Genomic DNA, 16,616 nt, shown 5'->3' with positions numbered 1-16,616 from the left:
CCTCGCAGAGGCGGTGCCCGGCGGGCTTTTTCGTCTGACGCGCCGATCCTCTATCACGAAAGCCTCTGCGAATGATCGTTTTACACCACCTCAACCGCTCACGTTCATTCCGCATCCTTTGGCTCTTGGAGGAACTCGGGCTCGACTATGACCTCTGCCGCTATCGGCGCGACGAAAAGACCAACCTCGCCCCGCCCGAACTGCGCGCACTGCATCCGCTGGGCAAGTCACCGATGCTCGAACTCGACGGGCGGCTGATTACTGAATCCGGCGCGATTGTCGAACTGCTCTGCACCCGCTTCGCGCCCGAGATGATCCCCGAGACCGGAACCAACGCGCATACCGCCCATGTTGAGGCGATGCATTTTGCCGAAGGCTCGGCCATGACACCGATCCTGCTCAATCTCTACGTCGCGCAACTGGGGGCGGCGGGCGCCCCTCTACACCCGCGCATTCAATCCGAGTTGACCAGACATTTCGCCTATATGGAAAGCCAACTGCGCCCCTCGGGCCATTTCGTGCTCGACACGCTCAGCGCCGCAGACATCATGCTCAGCTTCCCGGCCCAGATCGCCCTGCGCCTTGGGCGGGGCGACGAATTTCCCGCTCTTGCGGGTTTTGTTGCCAAGATGGCATCCCGTCCCGCCTTCCTTGCCGCAAAACACAAGGCCGGGGCTGACATCTGAGCCGCAGTCCCGGAGCCGACGTAACAATACCCCTTGCCCGCCGCGCCAATCCCTGCACTCTTGGCATGAGGAAAAGAAAGGGAAAAACTCATGCTGATCGACGTCGGATTACCACTTTCGCTTGCCATCATCATGTTTTCTCTTGGCCTCGGTCTGACCTTCGCGGATTTCGCCCGTGTGCTGGCCATGCCGCGCGCGGTGCTGACCGGAATGGTGATGCAAATGGCCGCGGTGCCACTGGTTGCCTTTATTTTGCTGACACTCTTCGAACGACCCCCGGCCATAGCCTTTGGCGTCATGCTGCTTTCATTCTGCCCGGGGGGTATTTCGTCAAGCATCCTGACCAGGCTGGGGGGCGGTAACGTGGCGCTTTCGGTCACGCTCACAGGTGTGGTGAGCCTGCTTTCGGCGCTCACTGTGCCGCTACTCACGGCGCTTGCGGCGGCGCGATTTTTAGGCACAGAGGCGCCCGCGATCAATGTCACAGGCATTGCCATGGTGATGTTTGCAATCACGGCAGTCCCGGTGATGATCGGCCTCCTGTTTCGCTTTGTCATGCCCGATATTTCGGACCGTATCGAAGACAAGGTGTTCGGCCTGGCCACGGTGTTGTTCATTCTGGTCGTTCTCAGCGCGTTGCTGAGCAACTGGGGTCTTTTCCTTGAAAACGTCACGACATTGGGGCCGCTCTTGATGGCGCTCAATGCACTGCTGCTGGCGCTGGGGGTTCTGGTGGCGCGGCTGTTGAACCTGTCGGGCGGCGATGCGCTCTGCATTTCGGTCGAAATGGGGGTGCAGAACGCGGCGCTCGGCATCACGGTGGCCGGACTGATTGCGCATAGCACCGGCATCTCGGAATTTGCCGTACCCGCGGCGCTCTATGGTATCACCATGTATATCGTCACCCTGCCCGCAATCTGGCTGATGCGCCGGATTTTCGCCACTGCCTAACCCGAAGGTTTCACATGCTGTTTTACGACTGTTCCACCGCCCCAAGCCCACGCCGCGCGCGCATGTTCATCGCCGAAAAGGGGCTTGAGGTCGAAACCCGCGAAGTCAGTATCGCCAAGAGCGAACAGCTCTCGGCCGACTTCCTCAAAGTTAATCCGCGCGCCACCGTGCCGGTATTGATCACTGATGAAGGCGCCACCCTGACCGAGAATATCGCCATCGCCACCTACCTCGAAGCGACACACCCCGAGCCCGCGCTGATGGGGCAGACCCCCGTCGAGAAGGCCGAAGTGATGATGTGGAACGCGATTGCCGAGGCACAGGGCGGCATGCCCGTGGCCGAAGTCTTGCGCAATTCGCACCCGGCAATGAAGGGCCGCGCCCTGCCCGGGCCGCTCAACCTCGACCAGATCCCGAAATTGGTCGCGCGCGGACAACAACGCGTCGATGCCTTCTTTGCGCTGCTGGAAGACCGCCTGTCACAAAGCCCCTGGCTGGCTGGCGAAACCTTCTCGCTGGCCGATATCACGGCATTTGTTTTCGTCGATTTCGCCCGCGTGATCAAAGCCCGCATCCCCGAAGGCAACACCGCCACAAAAGCCTGGTATGACAGCATCCGCGCACGCCCCAGCGCGGCCCTATGAGGCGAGTTGCGCGCGTCACGCCACCGCGCTAAACCTCGGCGCCATGACAGATCGAAAACACCCCTCGGGCGCCCCGTGGCGCAACTTTTATGGCCGTTTCAAGGGCAAGACCCTGCGCGACACGCAGAAAACCTGGCTTGATGAAGATCTCGACACGCTGTCTCCCGGCCCGGTAAGCTGGGAGGACAACCCGGCGCGCCAACCGCTTGATCTTGCCACGCTGTTTGGCGACCGTGATGTCTGGCTCGAAATCGGCTTTGGCGGCGGCGAGCATATGGTGCATCAGGCGGCGCACAACCCGGATATCGGCTTCATCGGTTGCGAACCCTATATCAACGGCGTCGCCATGCTGCTGGGCAAGATCCGCAACTCAAAGTGTGACAATATCCGCATCCACCCCGGTGATGCGCGCGATATGTTCGACGTGCTGCCCGAGGCGTCGATCGCGCGTGCCTTCCTGCTCTATCCTGATCCCTGGCCCAAGAAACGTCACCACCGCCGCCGTTTTGTCACCCCCAACCATCTCGCCCCTCTGGCGCGTGTGCTCAAGCCCGGCGCTATCTTTCGCGTCGCCACAGACATACCTGATTACGTGCGCCAGACGCTTGAGCAGGTGCCGCGCCACGGCTTTGAATGGCTGGCTGAACGCCCCGCGGATTGGCGCGCGCCTTGGGATGATTGGCTCTCGACGCGCTACGAACAAAAGGCTCTGCGCGAAGATCGCACACCGCACTACCTGACCTTCCGCAAGACCTGAGACATCAAGCGCTGGTCGTGACCCCGCGCTTTCATCTTTCTAAGAATACTCAAACTCCAAAACAGCAAAGCTGCCCTGAGCGCGCGTTGCCTGCCTAGTCGCCCTTCTTCTTGTCCGTCACCCGCGTGCTGCCCAAGCCCCCGGCAGAAGCGAAACCATCCTTGACAGGCTTGGTTGGCGAACTTGTTGTCTTGGTCGACTTTTTGGTCGACTTGGACTCAGCAACGGCCGCGCTAACGGACAATGAGAGAGCCAAACCGGCGACAATTGCAATGCTCTTGAACGTACGAAAATTCATAATGAAACCTCGTTTTCTGGATCAAAAAAAGCCAATAACAGCAAAAAATATTGCGCTGCCGACCCATTGATAACGATTATTCAGTGTTTTCGCAAATCACACCGCTTGCCTCACATACACTCCGGCTGCGGCATGCCCAGAACGTGATAACCGCCATCGACCCGCACGATCTCGCCCGTGGTGCAGGCACCGGCCTCCGAGGCGAGGTAAACCGCTGTGCCACCCACCGCTTCCAGCGTCGCATTGGCGCGCAACGGCGCGTTCTGGTCGGTGTGCTTGAACGTCTTGCGCGCGCCGCCAATCGCGGCCCCTGCCAGCGTTTTCATCGGGCCGGGCGAAATCGCGTTCACCCGGATGCCCTGTGGCCCCAGATCGTTGGCGAGATAGCGCACTGTGGACTCAAGCGCCGCCTTGGCGACGCCCATCACGTTGTAATTCGGCACAACCCGGTTCGATCCCTGATAGGTCAAAGTCAGAACCGTACCGCCCTCATGCATCATCGGTTCGGCGCGGCGCGCCACTTCGATCAGCGAATAGCACGAGATATCGAGCGAATTCTTGAAATTCTCACGGCTGGTGTTGAGAAAGCGCCCGGTGAGTTCATCCTTGTTGGAAAACGCAATAGCATGGACCAGAAAATCGAGCCGGTCCCAACGCGCGCCCAATTCACTGAACGCGCGATCAAGCGAGGCGTCATCGGTCACATCCACATCGACCATGAAATCCGAACCAACCGATTGCGCCAGCGGCAACAACCGTTTGCCAAAGGCTTCTCCCTGATAGGTGAATGCCAACACGGCCCCCGCCTCGGCCATCGCCTTGGCGATCCCCCAAGCGATTGAGCGTTCATTGGCGACCCCCATGATCAGCCCGCGTTTGCCCTTCATTTGGTCGCCCATATCAGCCCTACTCGTTATACTTGGAAAGGATCATAGACCCGTTTGTGCCGCCAAAGCCAAAGGAATTGGTCATTACTGAATCGAGCCCAGCACCTTCGACAAGCTTGGTTGCCACCTCTCCCGGCTTGATCGCGGGATCGAGCGTTTCGACATTAATCGACGGAATGATGAAATCGCCCTCCAGTGCCAGCAAGCAGAAGATCGTCTCAAGCGCGCCCGCCGCGCCCTGCGCGTGGCCGGTCATCGACTTGGTCGAACTGATCGGCGGCACATGGCCTTCCCCGAACACCCGGCGCACCGCCTCGACCTCGCCAACATCGCCGACCGGGGTCGAAGTGCCGTGCGCGTTGATATAGCTCACGGCGCGCCCTTCCGGCAGGGTCTGAAGCGCCAGCCGCATGGCCCGCTCACCGCCTTCGCCCGACGGGGCGACCATATCGTGACCATCCGACGTGGCGGCAAAACCTGTCACCTCGGCATAGATTTTCGCACCGCGTGCGCGCGCATGTTCCAGCTCTTCCAGCACGACAATACCGCCGCCCCCCGAAATCACGAACCCGTCGCGATCGGCATCAAAGGCGCGCGAGGCCTTCTCGGGCGTGTCGTTGAATTTCGAAGACATCGCACCCATCGCGTCAAACAGGCACGACAGCGTCCAGTCAAGCTCTTCTCCGCCCCCGGCAAACATCACGTCTTGCTTGCCCATCATGATCTGCTCAGCCGCATTGCCGATGCAATGCAGAGATGTCGAACAGGCCGAGGTGATCGAATAGTTGATGCCCTTGATCTTATAGGCCGTCGCCAGATTGGCCGAGATCGTAGACGACATGCACTTGGGCACTGCAAAAGGCCCAATCCGCTTGGTCGCGCCGGTTTTCAGAACCGTTTGATGTGCGACCAGCAGCGCGCTGGTCGAGGGACCGCCCGAACCTGCCACAAGCCCGGTGCGCGGATCAGAGATATCGCTTTCTTCCAGACCAGCATCGGCAATCGCCTGACCCATGGCAATATGGGCATAGGCCGCCCCAGGCCCCATGAAGCGCAGGCTGCGTTTGTCCACATGAGCCGCAATGTCAATGTCGATGGTCCCTGCAATCTGCGAACGAAAGCCATGCTCGACCATCGCCTCGTTGGCCGAGACCCCGGAACGACCCGCCTTCAGCGACGCCGCGACTTCTTCGGCATTTGTCCCGATGGACGACACGATTCCCAAACCGGTAACGACAACGCGGCGCATGGGCATACTCCCTTCTTATTTCAATTCCCGTGATAGAGAGCCACGCAGTTTGGCGCAACCAGATTGCAATCAGCGATCCTGCCGCCCGAAGTCGTCCATGCCCGGACAAGCGCAATTCACGACGCCGCTCATCCGTCGCCTTTGACACGGCACGCGCGTCATGGACTGAACATTTTGCAACGAAATCAGTCCCCGATACCGGCGAGTCACCCCAATTCTGAGGCTTAGCACGCAATCAGAATGGCGAATATTGACGGCCGTCATTTCCCACCAGAGGCACCATCCTTAGGGTCCCCAAGAAATTTGTCGCAGGTGCCCCCTTGCGCGGTGATCATATCTGGTCACCGCAATCGGATGCTGTGCGGCACGCATTAATTGAGGGTATCTGATGACTGACGTTGCGCGCGACAAAAAGCGGTTCGGCAATCTTGCGACCATTCTGCTGAACAAGAAATACTGGGGCGTCCATTTCGCAGCCGTCGTTATTATCTGCCTTAGTGGTTTGGTTTACATGGGCGACGCGACCTATGACAGCGCCCCACCGCTTGGTGATTTTGTGACTGAGGATGGAACCACCGTATTCTCACGCGAACAGATCATGGCGGGTCAGGAAGTTTTCCACCTGCGCGGCCTGATGAGCTATGGTTCCTTCTGGGGTGACGGGGCCGAGCGCGGACCCGATTTCACCGCCGATGCCCTGCACTATACGTACACCGGCATGGTGGCACATTACGTCGGCGCGACAGAGGACGGAACTGCCCCTGATCCGATAGCGCATGACGCCGCCGCCGCCCGCACACGGCGCGAACTCAAGACCAACACCTGGGACGAAGCGGCAGGCACCGTAACACTGACCGAGGGCCAAGTCGCCGGGTTTGAGACCGTCGCCACGCATTTCAGCCGGATGTTCACCGATCCTGACTATCCTGAACTGTTTCAGACCGGATACCTGACCGACCCGACACAGCTGCGCGATCTGTCGGCCTATTTCTTCTGGGGCGGCTGGGTTGCCGCGGCCCATCGGCCAGGCGAAACCTATAGCTATACCCACAACTGGCCCTACGACCCCGAAGTTGGCAACTCGCCGACACCTGCCGTTGTCTTCTGGAGCATCCTGTCAGTCTTGGCACTGTTCCTCGGCATCGGTCTCGTGCTCTATATTTATGGCCAGATGAAATCACTGCAATACGACCCGTTTACCGGCAGTCAGGATAGGTCGCTGACCACCTACGATCTCGAAAATGGCAATGTCCGCAAGACCCAGCGCGCCACCTATAAATTCTTTGCCCTCGCAATGCTGGCATTTGGGCTGCAGGTTACGGTTGGCATTTTGGCGGCATCGGATTTCGTGCGCCCCGGCGGGATATTTCTGGGGGATATCATCCCGTTCACCGTCTTGCGCAGCTATCATACGCTGTTGCAGATCTATTGGTTCTTCATGTGCTGGGTCGGTTATACGATCTTCTTTTTGCCGCGTCTTGGCCCCGTGCCGCGCGGTCAGGGCGTCCTGATCGAGCTGCTGTTTGCCTGCTGCTTCATCGTCGGCGCCGGGTCCGTCATCGGCATCTATGCCGGGCAGACCGGAATTCTGACAGGCAAAGCCGCCTATTGGTTCGGCAGCCAAGGCTGGGAATTCCTGGAAATGGGCCGGGCCTTCCAAATACTGCTGCTGGCAGCCTTCTCGTTGTGGATCGTGATCATCTATCGCGGCATCAAGCCATGGCTCACGCTTGAAAACCTTTGGTCGGTGCCCGCCTGGCTTCTCTATGGCAGCAGCGTGATGGTTTTCTTCCTGTTCTTCGGCCTGATGGTCACGCCCGAATCCAACTTTGCCATCTCTGATTTCTGGCGCTGGATGGTGGTGCATATGTGGGTCGAAGTAACCTTTGAGGTCTTCACCACTGTGATCGTCGCCTACATGCTGGTGCAGATGGGTCTGATCACCCGGATCATGGCCGAACGCGTGATCTTCCTCGCGGTCATGCTGTTTTTGCTCACCGCCACCGTTGGCATCGCGCATAACTTCTACTGGATCGCCAAGCCAACCGGCGTCATCGCCTTTGGCAGCGTCTTTTCCACGCTACAGGTGTTGCCGCTCTTGCTGCTCACGCTCGATGCCTGGCGGATGCGCCAGGAGAAGGGGCGCGCCGCCCAGTTCCACAAGGACGGCCAACAGAGCTTTGTAATGAACGAAGTCTGGCTGTTCGTGCTGGCGGTGAACTTCTGGAACGTGTTTGGCGCCGGGGTGTTCGGGTCGATGATCAACCTACCGATCATCAACTATTTCGAACATTCCACCTATCTCACCGGCAATCACGCCCATGCCGCGATGTTTGGCGTCAAAGGCAATATCGCGCTCGGTGGCATGCTGTTTTGCTGTCAGCACCTGTTCAAAGACAAGGCATGGAACCGCAAGCTGATCCGTATCTCGTTCTGGTCAATGAACATTGGTCTCGCGATGATGATGTTCCTCGATCTGCTGCCTGCCGGGCTCTATCAATTCTGGGTCGTACTTGAAGAAGGGTTCTGGTATGCCAGAAGCCAGGAAGTCATTCAGGGCGAAGTGTTCCGCACGTTGACAATGATGCGCAGCTGGGGTGGCCTCGTCTTCACCCTCGGAGGCGTGATCCCATTGGTATGGTTCATCCTCAGCCGCGCCACACGTATTCGCAAAACCACCAAAGAAGGTGACGGGGAATGGTCGCCGAATAACGATGGCTGGGCCAACACATCCGACGCCCCCACGGTTTCCGCCGAATAGACCAGAAACAAAACTTTCGCCCGGCCAAAGGGACTCGCGCAGACAAGCGCCCCCCAGGTCGGGCGAAAGCGCCGCCATTACTTGCCTGAAATGTTTGTGGAGTCAGCCCTTCATTATCCGGGCGCGTTTTCGCGGGATTACCAGGAGAGCAGGTATTAACGGGCGCAATTCGGCCGCGAAGTCAGGGGAATACTCGACCCTTCCTGCGCCTTTAGCTTTCGCTCAGGGCGACCTTCATATCCTTGACCTCATAGATCACCTCGCCATCGGCTTCGACGATCCCGTCGGCCACGCCCATGGTCAGGCGACGCGTCTGAATCGCCTTGGTGAAATCAATCTTGTAGGTCAGCATCTTGCGGTCAGGGCGCACCATCCCCTTCAGCTTCACTTCGCCAACACCCAGCGCATAGCCGCGCCCGGGCCAGCCACGCCAGCCAAGGTTGAACCCGGTCAACTGCCACAGCCCATCAAGCCCCAGACAGCCGGGCATGATCGGATTGCCCGGGAAGTGACACTCAAAGAACCACAGGTCAGGCTTGATATCGAACTCGGCCACGACATGACCCTTGCCATGCGCTCCGCCATCGCCGGAAATATCCGTGATCCGGTCCATCATAAGCATCGGCGGCTCAGGAAGCTGCGCATTGCCAGGGCCAAAAAGCTCTCCACGGGCGCATTTCAACAGGTCGTCACGGGTGAAGCTGCTCGGATATTGGGCCATCAGTTTTGCGGTCCTTTGCCTTCGCCATTTTATCGGTCTACCCCCTCTAGCATTCGCCCGAGTGGCTCTGCAAGACCGCCTTCGTACAGCCCTCTGCGACATCTTCGGGCTGAAACTAATTGAATACACCCCGCTTCAACCCCTATATTACCTTCCAAGCGGCCCCAGCGACCAAGGGGCCAGGGGAGAATGAGGAATGAATTTGGAAACGCCGGTGAATGTTGAAACGCAGCTTGCCGAAAAGCGGGGCGGTGACTGGCTTCGCGGCGCGGGCCTGCGTCCGACCCGTCAACGCATGACATTGGCAACACTTCTGGTCGGCGATGGCCAGCATCGCCATGTCACCGCCGAAAGCCTGTTCGAGGCGGCGTGCAATGGCGGTGACAAGGTCTCGCTCGCAACGGTCTACAATACATTACGCGCCTTCTGCGCGGCCGGCCTGATGAGCGAAATCACGGTCGATGGCACCAAAAGCTATTTCGACACCAATACCACCGAACATCCGCACTTCTTCTGGGAAGACACCGGCACGCTGACCGATGCCGCAACCGAGCGCATGCATATCACCAATATGCCAGCCGCGCCCGAAGGCGCCGAAATCGCTTCTGTCGATGTTGTGATCCGCCTGCGCCGCACGTAAAGGCGCCGCGATCCCCGGCTCTGCTTCAACTTGAAAACGCAACGTCGCGCGTCTGACGGCGGCTGTACCCAAGGCATACTCTCAACACCCCCCTTGCGTCTTGCGCCGGTTCTAGGTCTGGTTGCGCACAACCACAGCCGGAGATCCCCATGCACGCCATTGCCTATACCAAATTCGGCCCCGCCGCAGATGTGCTCACCCTGCGCGACGTGCCCACACCCCACCCGGCAAACGGCGAAGTACTGGTGCGGCTACACCGTTCCGGCGTGAACCCCTCCGACGTCAAGGCCCGCGCCGGGTCGCGCCCCGGCGTGACCGAGCCGGCCTTCCCGCTCATCATTCCCCATTCCGATGGCGCCGGCGTGATCGAGGCCGTGGGCGAAGGCGTGTCCCAATCGCGCCTGGGAGAACGTGTCTGGATCTGGAACGGACAGTGGCAACGCGCCCATGGCACCGCCGCCAGCCATATCGCCCTGCCCGCCGATCAGACCGTGGCGCTGCCCGAAGACGTCAGCTTTGATACCGGCGCCACGCTCGGCATTCCGGGGCTAACAGCGGCGCAGACCGTATTCGGCGGCGGCTCGGTCCAGGGCCAGACCGTGCTGGTCTCTGGTGGTGGCGGCTCGGTCGGCCACCTCGCCATCCAGCTCGCAAAATGGGGCGGCGCCAAGGTCATCGCCACCGCATCGCCCGGCACCTCGACCAAGCACAGCCACGAGGCCGGAGCCGCGGCGGTGATCGACTACCGCTCGCCGACACTGGCCGAAGACATCCTCGACGCCAACGATGGCCGCCCTCTGGAGCGCGCCGTCGAGTGCGAATTCGGGCGCAACATCGACACGCTGGCCCAGGTCATGGCGCCGCTCTCCACCATCGCAGCCTACGGCTCCGCCGCGCAAATGGCCCCAAAGCTCGATTTCGGCCCGCTGCTCTTCAAGGCGCTCAAGATCGACATAACGCTGATCTACATCCTGCCACCCGAGGAGCGCGCCCAGCGCATTGCGCAACTCCATGACGCCCTCACCGGCGGCGCCCTCACGTCACGCATCCATGCCACCTACCCGCTGGCACAATGCACCAAGGCCCATCAGGCCGTCGAACGTGCCGGCCGCCACGGCGCGATCCTGCTCGACTGCGCCTGAGTCCCGGCCTCCTCTGACCTGAAACATCCCGGGACGTGGGGCAGCTTCCCACTCCGCCCCCTCCTGTCGCACCTTCAACAGACGATCACGCGCCGCAACCGCCCGCGCCCAACCGCGTGTCCCGGCCAAAGGCAGGGGCAAGCGCAACCTGCGACGCCGCAGGCGTCTCGATCTGGCGGTATTACGCGTCGCGTTTCATCTTCTCACGAAGGTGCTCGCTGTTTTCGACAAACCCCTCGGCATCGCCAAAATCGATGAATTCCGCATAATGCGGGTGCGGATCGCTCACCCCACCGGCATGTTTGATCGGACACCAATACGCCTCGGTGCGCCCGGCCACCTCGCGCGCATAGGCAATCACCCCGTTGCCATAGCCGCAATAAACGCAATTCAGCTTCTGCAACCCGTTCAGATAAGCCAGCTTGTGGCGATCTATGCGGATATGCTCGCGCCGCGGCACTTTCGGAATTCCATAAACCGGAAAACAAATCGTCTGGTAAATCCAGACGCTGAGATCAAGCAACACGAAAGGCACGATCAAGGCATAGATCACCGGTGCCGTCAAAACCACAAGTGGCCGCGTACGCTTGAGGAAATCCGCAAGCCCCACACGCAATCGTCGATGACGCTGCAGCGTATCGCGTTCAAACACCACCCGGCCGTTTTCCAACCGATAGCGGAGGGCCTCGCCGCGCTTGGCCAGCTCCGCCTCCAACTCGTTTTGCAACTCGCGGATCCGGGCGATGATGGTCTCGATAACTGACATGACGCGATCCTCTGAAGCATTGACAGGGCTTACGCCCGCAAGTCTACCACGTCAGATCGCAGATGACAGCCTCAGGCGATTTCAACCAACTCGACATCAAATGTCAGATCCTGGCCTGCCAGCGGATGGTTGGCATCAAGCACAACATGCGTCTCGGTCACTTCGAAAATGGTCAGGGTCATCACCTGGCCTTCTTCGTTCTGGGCCTGCACCTGCGTGCCCAACTCCATCGGAATCTCGGCGGGGATATCCCCACGTGGCACCGGTTGGCGCGCTTCCGGCACGACAGGGCCATAAGCCTGCTCGGTGGGAACTTCCACCACCCGCTTGTCGCCGACACTCATGCCCTCAAGACCCGTCTCGAGGCCCGGAATAATCTGACCTTCGCCAAAGGTGAATTCCAGCGGATCGCGCCCTTCGCTCGAATCAAATACGCTGCCGTCGGTCAAGGTGCCGGTGTAGTGAATACGCACGGTATCGCCTTGTTTGATCTCGGTCATTCTCGCGACCCTCCTTCTCATCTTGTGTTGCGTGCGGGTCTTCCGCACATGAAATAAAGCCCGCAACCTAACGGCCTCGCCCACGCCTTGCAAACAACTCTCTGGCGCACGCGACATTTCCGCGCGCTTGCCCTTCCCTCCTGCGCGGCCGCGTGGCACCTTGCACTCTGGCAAGGAAGGAAAAACCAATGGCCATCACCACCGCCGTCTTCGACGCCTACGGAACACTGTTCGATGTTGCCGCCGCCGCGCGCGAGGCCGCGGGCGAACCCGGAGCCGAGGCGCTCGCAGAGCGCTGGCCCGAACTGGCCGCGCATTGGCGCGCCAAACAGCTGCAATATTCCTGGCTGCGCGCCGTCACAGGCCATCACACCGATTTCTGGACCGTCACCCAAGACGGGCTCGACTGGGCGATGGAAGCCTGCGGTCTGGGCGGCGACGCCACCCTGCGCGCCCGGCTGTTGCAGCTCTACTGGGAGCTTTCGGCATTTCCCGAGGTGCCCGCCATGCTGGCCACACTCAAAGACAAGGGGTTCAACACCGCAATCCTGTCCAATGGCTCGCCCGAGATGCTGGATGGCGCGGTGCAATCCGCCGGCCTCGACGGGCTTCTCGACGATGTGCTCTCGGTGCAGTCGGTCGGTGTCTTCAAACCCGCCGCCGCGGTCTACGAGCTTGTGGAAAACCGCTTTGACTGCCGCCGCGACGAAGTGTTGTTCGTATCATCCAACGGCTGGGATGTTGCCTCTGCCTCGGCGTTCGGCTTCATCACCGCCTGGGTCAACCGTGCGGGTGAACCGGTCGACCGTCTGCCCGGCAAACCGCATCACATCCTGTCCGATCTCACAACCATCCCCGACCTGACAGGTGGCTGACATGCCCGATTTTCAAAGCTCCGACGGCATCAGATTGCATTATACCGATGAAGGCTCCGGCACGCCGCTTCTCTGCCTTGCCGGCCTCACCCGCGACGGGCGCGATTTTGATTTTGTCGCGCCGCATCTGCGCGATACCCGCCTGATCCGGCTCGATTATCGCGGTCGCGGGCAATCGCAATGGGCCGACCCCGCCAGCTATACGATTCCCGTCGAGGCACGCGATGCGCTCGAATTGCTCGATCATCTCGGCCTGGAAAAAGCCGCCATCCTCGGCACCTCGCGCGGCGGCATGATTGCCATGACACTGGCCGCAACGTCCCACGACCGGCTGCTTGGCGTAGCCCTTAACGATGTCGGCCCCGAACTTGACCCCCGCGGGCTGGAAAACATCTATACCTATATCGGCCGTAATCCGTCGTACAAGACCCACGCCGCGCTGCTGGCGGTCTGGCCCGAAGCGATCCACGGCTTTGACAAGGTACCAACCAGCCGGTTTCACGAAGAGATCACACGCCTTTACGATGAAACCCCGGAAGGGCTGAAAATCACCTACGACCCCGCCCTGCGCGAGGCGGTGCTGGCGGGCAAGGACACGCCGCTGCCCGATCTCTGGCCGCTGTTTGATACCTTGCAGGGCCTGCCGCTCTGCGCGTTGCGCGGTGCAGGCTCGAACATCCTTATGCAAAGCAGCTTTGACGAGATGCAGCGCCGCCGCCCCGACATGATCGCCGCAATCATCCCGGATCGCGGCCATATCCCCTATCTCGACGAGCCCGCAAGCCTCGCCGCCCTGCACAAATGGTTGGAGCTGTTGTGAATATCGAAATGATCCGCGCCGCCGCCCAGCGGCTTGAAGGCCACAGCCGCTGCACGCCGCTCCTTTCATCGCCGTTTCTTGACGAGATCGCAGGACGGCGGCTTTTCGTGAAATCCGAATGCCTGCAACATACCGGCAGCTTCAAGTTTCGCGGCGGCTGGTCGGCGCTCTCCGCGCTCGACAGCGAAACCCGCGCACGCGGCGTCATCGCGTTTTCCTCGGGCAACCACGCCCAGGGCGTAGCCCGCGCCGCCAGCCTTCATGGCGTGCCCTCTGTCATCATCATGCCTTCCGACGCGCCGAAACTGAAAATCGACAACACCCGCGCGCTCGGTGCCCAGGTGGTGCTTTACGAGCGTGCAACCGAAGATCGCGATGCCATCGGCGCACGGTTGGCACGTGAACGCGGCCTCACCCTGGTCAAACCCTTCGATGAGCCTCAGGTCATCGCCGGGCAAGGCACCTGCGGCCTGGAAATTGCCGCGCAAGCCGCCAAGGAAGGCATTGAGTGCGCCGATGTGCTGGTCAATTGCGGCGGCGGCGGGCTGACCTCGGGGATCGCACTCGCACTTGAGGCCGACGCCCCCGGCCTGCGCGCGCGCCCCTGCGAGCCGGAAGAGTTCGACGACACCACCCGCTCGCTCGTATCCGGGCAAATCGAGCGCAACACCCGGCTCTCCGGTTCGCTCTGCGATGCGATCATAACGCCGGAACCCGGGCAACTCACCTTTCCGATCATGGCCCGGCTCTGCGGCCCCGGCATCGTGGTCAGCGAAGACGAAGTCCTGCGTGCCATGGCGCTTGCCTTCCTGCGCCTCAAGATCGTGCTCGAACCCGGCGGCGCGGTCTCTCTGGCGGCGGCTTTGTTCCACCCCAAGGAGATCAAAGGCGACGCCGTGATCGCAGTTGCGACCGGCGGAAATGTCGATCCTGAAGTCTTCATGCGTGCGCTGACGACATTCGAGGGCACATAAGAAAAGATTCAATGCCTCCGCTGGGGATATCTGCAAAGAACGCTGCCCTGCGTAAGGAATGCTTGACTCATCGGCGAGGGTTTGGGGCCGCGTGATGCGGAGGGCGGGCTGATTGTGCTGACAGGGTTGGCGGTCATTTCGCATTGAAGCCTTGAGCCGAACCACCCCCCCATCGGGTTTGACATCGGCTTGCAGCGCGCTATCTCTGCACGCACCTTCCCTCGCGCAAAGGAACCGCCCGCATGCAAATGGCCGAACTCGGCGATGTTTCGCTTCACTACAGGCTCGATGGGCCCCAAGACGGCCCCGTGGTGGTCTTTGCCAATTCGCTCGGCACCGACTTGCGGCTCTGGGACGCGCTGATCCCGCATCTTCCCCAAGGCCTGCGCCTGCTGCGCTATGACCTGCGCGGTCACGGTCTTTCCTCCTGCCCGCCCGGTCCCTATTCCATGGGCACGCTGGTGCGCGACGCCGAAGGTCTGCTCGATCTTCTCCAGATCCGCGAATGCGTCTTTGTCGGCCTCTCGATCGGTGGCATGATCGCACAGGGGCTGGCCATCAAGCGGCTCGATCTCGTGCGCGCCCTGGTGCTGTCCAATACCGGCGCGAAAATCGGTCAGCCCGCAATGTGGCAGGATCGCATCAGAACAGCCCGCGCCGATGGCATCGAGGCGCTGGCCGATGCCACGATGCAGCGCTGGTTCTCGCGCGACTTTCGCGCCACGCCAGAATGCGCCGCGTGGCGCAACATGCTCACCCGCCAACCGTCCGAGGGCTATATTGGCTGTATGGCCGCAATTTCGGGCACCGATTTCTATACGCCCACCTCGGGCCTGCGCCTGCCCACCCTGGGCATCGCCGGCAGCGAAGACGGATCAACTCCGCCCGATCTGGTGCGTGAAACCGTCGATCTGATCCCCGGTTCGAAATTTCATCTGATCCGCCGCGCCGGCCACCTGCCTTGTGTTGAAAAACCGGGCGAATACGCCGCCGCCCTCACCGGTTTCCTTGACGCAATCGGCCATGTCTGAGGTCAAACCGACCGGACTGCACAATTTCGCCAGGTGGTACATCAGGTCATATTGCCAATTGATTTCCCATACGTCATGATCTGCGCTCACTCCTGTCGACGAGCGTTTTTCCATGGCCGATTTTCTTCTGATTCATGGTGCATGCCACGGCGCCTGGTGCTGGCGCGACCTGATACCGGAACTGAGCGCACTCGGCCACACGGCGCGGGCCATCGATCTGCCCGGCCATGGCGGCGATCTCACGCCCATCAACGAAATTACCCTGCAATCCTATGCAGATGCGATTCTCGCCGCGATCGACACGCCGGTCGTTCTTGTCGGTCATTCCATGGCCGGTTATCCCATCTCGCTTGCCGCCGAGATTGCGCCAGAAAAAATCTCCCGCCTGATCTATCTCTGTGCCTATGTGCCCGAACCCGGCCTGTCGCTGGCCGATATGCGCCGAAAGGCACCGCGTCAGCCGTTGATGAAGGCCCTGTTGCGCTCGGATGACGCTAAGAGCTTTCGCTTTGACCCGGCGCAGGTCCGGGAGGTGTTTTATCATGACTGCCCAGAAGGCACCGCGGCCTATGCCAACACCAGGCTGTGCGCCCAGGCAATTGCCCCCCAGGAAACCGCCTGTGTGCTGAGCGAACGTTACGCCTCGGTCCGGCGCAGCTATATCCGCTGCACCGATGATCGAACGATCCCACCCGAATATCAGGTAACAATGACCGCGGGTTGGCCCCAAGAGGACGTATTTGCGCTCCCCACCAGCCATTCGCCGTTCTTTGCCGATCCCCCGCGCCTTGCTGCGTTGTTGAGCCGTATCACCGGATAGCCCAAGGTAGGGAAAACCTGACTTCCCCAAGGTCACATGTGACTTGCACTTCTGGCGGCTGTCTCACATGGCTATCTCTAAGCATCTTCGCAAC

General features: G+C 60.6%; 17 protein-coding genes. 12 read left to right on the top strand and 5 right to left on the bottom strand.

The features are described from left to right. The first annotated feature begins 71 nt into the window (after positions 1 to 71). The 4 genes from LZG00_04610 (at position 72) to LZG00_04595 (ending at position 3,038) form a co-directional block, all read left to right on the top strand. The gene (locus LZG00_04610; GenBank protein ID MCF3593275.1) at positions 72 to 686 is read left to right on the top strand and encodes a glutathione S-transferase; all 615 of its coding nucleotides are present in this window, start codon (positions 72 to 74) and stop codon (positions 684 to 686) included. 90 nt (positions 687 to 776) lie between these two features. Further along, entirely contained in the window at positions 777 to 1,637 is an 861-nt protein-coding gene (locus LZG00_04605) for a bile acid:sodium symporter family protein (GenBank protein MCF3593274.1), read from the top strand. A 14-nt stretch (positions 1,638 to 1,651) separates the two neighbouring features. Next, positions 1,652 to 2,281 (top strand): glutathione S-transferase, encoded by a 630-nt coding sequence (locus LZG00_04600; protein MCF3593273.1) that lies wholly within the window; start codon positions 1,652 to 1,654, stop codon positions 2,279 to 2,281. A gap of 43 nt (positions 2,282 to 2,324) precedes the next feature. After that, positions 2,325 to 3,038 carry a tRNA (guanine(46)-N(7))-methyltransferase TrmB gene (locus LZG00_04595; GenBank protein ID MCF3593272.1) on the top strand — a complete coding sequence of 238 codons (714 nt, stop codon included), beginning with the start codon at positions 2,325 to 2,327 and terminating at the stop codon, positions 3,036 to 3,038. A 408-nt stretch (positions 3,039 to 3,446) separates the two neighbouring features. Here LZG00_04595 and LZG00_04590 read toward each other — a convergent pair whose 3' ends face one another. Beyond that, complete coding sequence (locus tag LZG00_04590; GenBank protein MCF3593271.1) at positions 3,447 to 4,235, bottom strand: enoyl-ACP reductase; 789 nt, start codon at positions 4,233 to 4,235, stop codon at positions 3,447 to 3,449. A gap of 7 nt (positions 4,236 to 4,242) precedes the next feature. Beyond that, positions 4,243 to 5,472, bottom strand: coding sequence for a beta-ketoacyl-ACP synthase II (locus tag LZG00_04585; protein ID MCF3593270.1), 1,230 nt, complete (start codon positions 5,470 to 5,472; stop codon positions 4,243 to 4,245). A gap of 388 nt (positions 5,473 to 5,860) precedes the next feature. On the opposite strand from LZG00_04585, the gene LZG00_04580 reads away from it, so the two are divergent. Further along, positions 5,861 to 8,233 carry a cbb3-type cytochrome c oxidase subunit I gene (locus LZG00_04580; protein ID MCF3593269.1) on the top strand — a complete coding sequence of 791 codons (2,373 nt, stop codon included), beginning with the start codon at positions 5,861 to 5,863 and terminating at the stop codon, positions 8,231 to 8,233. A 211-nt stretch (positions 8,234 to 8,444) separates the two neighbouring features. Here the strand turns inward: LZG00_04580 and fabA are convergent, their stop codons facing one another. Beyond that, on the bottom strand, positions 8,445 to 8,954 hold the full coding sequence (fabA, locus tag LZG00_04575) for a bifunctional 3-hydroxydecanoyl-ACP dehydratase/trans-2-decenoyl-ACP isomerase (protein ID MCF3593268.1): 510 nt from the start codon (positions 8,952 to 8,954) through the stop codon (positions 8,445 to 8,447). A gap of 196 nt (positions 8,955 to 9,150) precedes the next feature. Between fabA and LZG00_04570 the strand changes: the two genes are divergently transcribed. Both LZG00_04570 and LZG00_04565 read left to right on the top strand, forming a co-directional pair. Further along, a complete protein-coding gene (locus LZG00_04570) occupies positions 9,151 to 9,594 on the top strand; it encodes a transcriptional repressor (protein ID MCF3593267.1) in 444 nt (147 codons plus the stop codon). A 149-nt stretch (positions 9,595 to 9,743) separates the two neighbouring features. Further along, on the top strand, positions 9,744 to 10,736 hold the full coding sequence (locus LZG00_04565) for an NADPH:quinone reductase (protein MCF3593266.1): 993 nt from the start codon (positions 9,744 to 9,746) through the stop codon (positions 10,734 to 10,736). Between the two features lie 181 nt (positions 10,737 to 10,917). On the opposite strand, the gene LZG00_04560 is transcribed toward LZG00_04565, so the two are convergent. Beyond that, positions 10,918 to 11,502: a hypothetical protein gene (locus tag LZG00_04560; protein ID MCF3593265.1), complete on the bottom strand. Its 585-nt coding sequence runs from the start codon at positions 11,500 to 11,502 to the stop codon at positions 10,918 to 10,920. Between the two features lie 71 nt (positions 11,503 to 11,573). Further along, a complete protein-coding gene (locus tag LZG00_04555; GenBank protein MCF3593264.1) occupies positions 11,574 to 12,002 on the bottom strand; it encodes a peptidylprolyl isomerase in 429 nt (142 codons plus the stop codon). A 188-nt stretch (positions 12,003 to 12,190) separates the two neighbouring features. Here LZG00_04555 and LZG00_04550 point away from each other — a divergent pair, with 188 nt between their 5' ends. From LZG00_04550 to LZG00_04530, 5 genes are all read left to right on the top strand, one after another. Further along, entirely contained in the window at positions 12,191 to 12,877 is a 687-nt protein-coding gene (locus LZG00_04550; protein ID MCF3593263.1) for a haloacid dehalogenase type II, read from the top strand. A 1-nt stretch (position 12,878) separates the two neighbouring features. Beyond that, positions 12,879 to 13,697, top strand: a complete 819-nt coding sequence (locus LZG00_04545) for an alpha/beta hydrolase (protein MCF3593262.1) — start codon at positions 12,879 to 12,881, stop codon at positions 13,695 to 13,697. Further along, positions 13,679 to 14,671 (top strand): threonine/serine dehydratase, encoded by a 993-nt coding sequence (locus tag LZG00_04540; GenBank protein MCF3593261.1) that lies wholly within the window; start codon positions 13,679 to 13,681, stop codon positions 14,669 to 14,671. The genes LZG00_04545 and LZG00_04540 overlap by 19 nt, the downstream gene beginning before the upstream one ends. 242 nt (positions 14,672 to 14,913) lie before the next feature. After that, on the top strand, positions 14,914 to 15,702 hold the full coding sequence (gene pcaD / locus LZG00_04535) for a 3-oxoadipate enol-lactonase (GenBank protein MCF3593260.1): 789 nt from the start codon (positions 14,914 to 14,916) through the stop codon (positions 15,700 to 15,702). Positions 15,703 to 15,814: 112 nt separating this feature from the next. After that, the gene (locus LZG00_04530) at positions 15,815 to 16,522 is read left to right on the top strand and encodes an alpha/beta fold hydrolase (GenBank protein MCF3593259.1); all 708 of its coding nucleotides are present in this window, start codon (positions 15,815 to 15,817) and stop codon (positions 16,520 to 16,522) included. The last annotated feature ends 94 nt before the right edge of the window (positions 16,523 to 16,616 follow it).

The sequence above is a fragment of the Rhodobacteraceae bacterium LMO-JJ12 genome, assembly GCA_021555075.1.
Taxonomy (GTDB): domain Bacteria; phylum Pseudomonadota; class Alphaproteobacteria; order Rhodobacterales; family Rhodobacteraceae; genus JAKGBX01.
The sequence above is the reverse complement of the archived record's forward strand: the minus strand, read 5'-3'. Positions and strand labels throughout refer to the sequence as shown.

Excerpts from the sequence above, each read along its gene's own strand:
- LZG00_04540 (MCF3593261.1), top strand. The coding sequence starts at position 13,679 with ATGGTTGGAGCTGTTGTGAATATCGAAATGATCCGCGCCGCCGCCCAG.
- LZG00_04565 (MCF3593266.1), top strand. The coding sequence starts at position 9,744 with ATGCACGCCATTGCCTATACCAAATTCGGCCCCGCCGCAGATGTGCTC.
- fabA (MCF3593268.1), bottom strand. The coding sequence starts at position 8,954 with ATGGCCCAATATCCGAGCAGCTTCACCCGTGACGACCTGTTGAAATGC.
- LZG00_04580 (MCF3593269.1), top strand. The coding sequence starts at position 5,861 with ATGACTGACGTTGCGCGCGACAAAAAGCGGTTCGGCAATCTTGCGACC.
- LZG00_04605 (MCF3593274.1), top strand. The coding sequence starts at position 777 with ATGCTGATCGACGTCGGATTACCACTTTCGCTTGCCATCATCATGTTT.
- LZG00_04550 (MCF3593263.1), top strand. The coding sequence starts at position 12,191 with ATGGCCATCACCACCGCCGTCTTCGACGCCTACGGAACACTGTTCGAT.
- LZG00_04590 (MCF3593271.1), bottom strand. The coding sequence starts at position 4,235 with ATGGGCGACCAAATGAAGGGCAAACGCGGGCTGATCATGGGGGTCGCC.
- LZG00_04595 (MCF3593272.1), top strand. The coding sequence starts at position 2,325 with ATGACAGATCGAAAACACCCCTCGGGCGCCCCGTGGCGCAACTTTTAT.
- LZG00_04530 (MCF3593259.1), top strand. The coding sequence starts at position 15,815 with ATGGCCGATTTTCTTCTGATTCATGGTGCATGCCACGGCGCCTGGTGC.
- LZG00_04585 (MCF3593270.1), bottom strand. The coding sequence starts at position 5,472 with ATGCGCCGCGTTGTCGTTACCGGTTTGGGAATCGTGTCGTCCATCGGG.
- LZG00_04555 (MCF3593264.1), bottom strand. The coding sequence starts at position 12,002 with ATGACCGAGATCAAACAAGGCGATACCGTGCGTATTCACTACACCGGC.
- LZG00_04610 (MCF3593275.1), top strand. The coding sequence starts at position 72 with ATGATCGTTTTACACCACCTCAACCGCTCACGTTCATTCCGCATCCTT.
- pcaD (MCF3593260.1), top strand. The coding sequence starts at position 14,914 with ATGCAAATGGCCGAACTCGGCGATGTTTCGCTTCACTACAGGCTCGAT.
- LZG00_04570 (MCF3593267.1), top strand. The coding sequence starts at position 9,151 with ATGAATTTGGAAACGCCGGTGAATGTTGAAACGCAGCTTGCCGAAAAG.
- LZG00_04560 (MCF3593265.1), bottom strand. The coding sequence starts at position 11,502 with ATGTCAGTTATCGAGACCATCATCGCCCGGATCCGCGAGTTGCAAAAC.
- LZG00_04600 (MCF3593273.1), top strand. The coding sequence starts at position 1,652 with ATGCTGTTTTACGACTGTTCCACCGCCCCAAGCCCACGCCGCGCGCGC.
- LZG00_04545 (MCF3593262.1), top strand. The coding sequence starts at position 12,879 with ATGCCCGATTTTCAAAGCTCCGACGGCATCAGATTGCATTATACCGAT.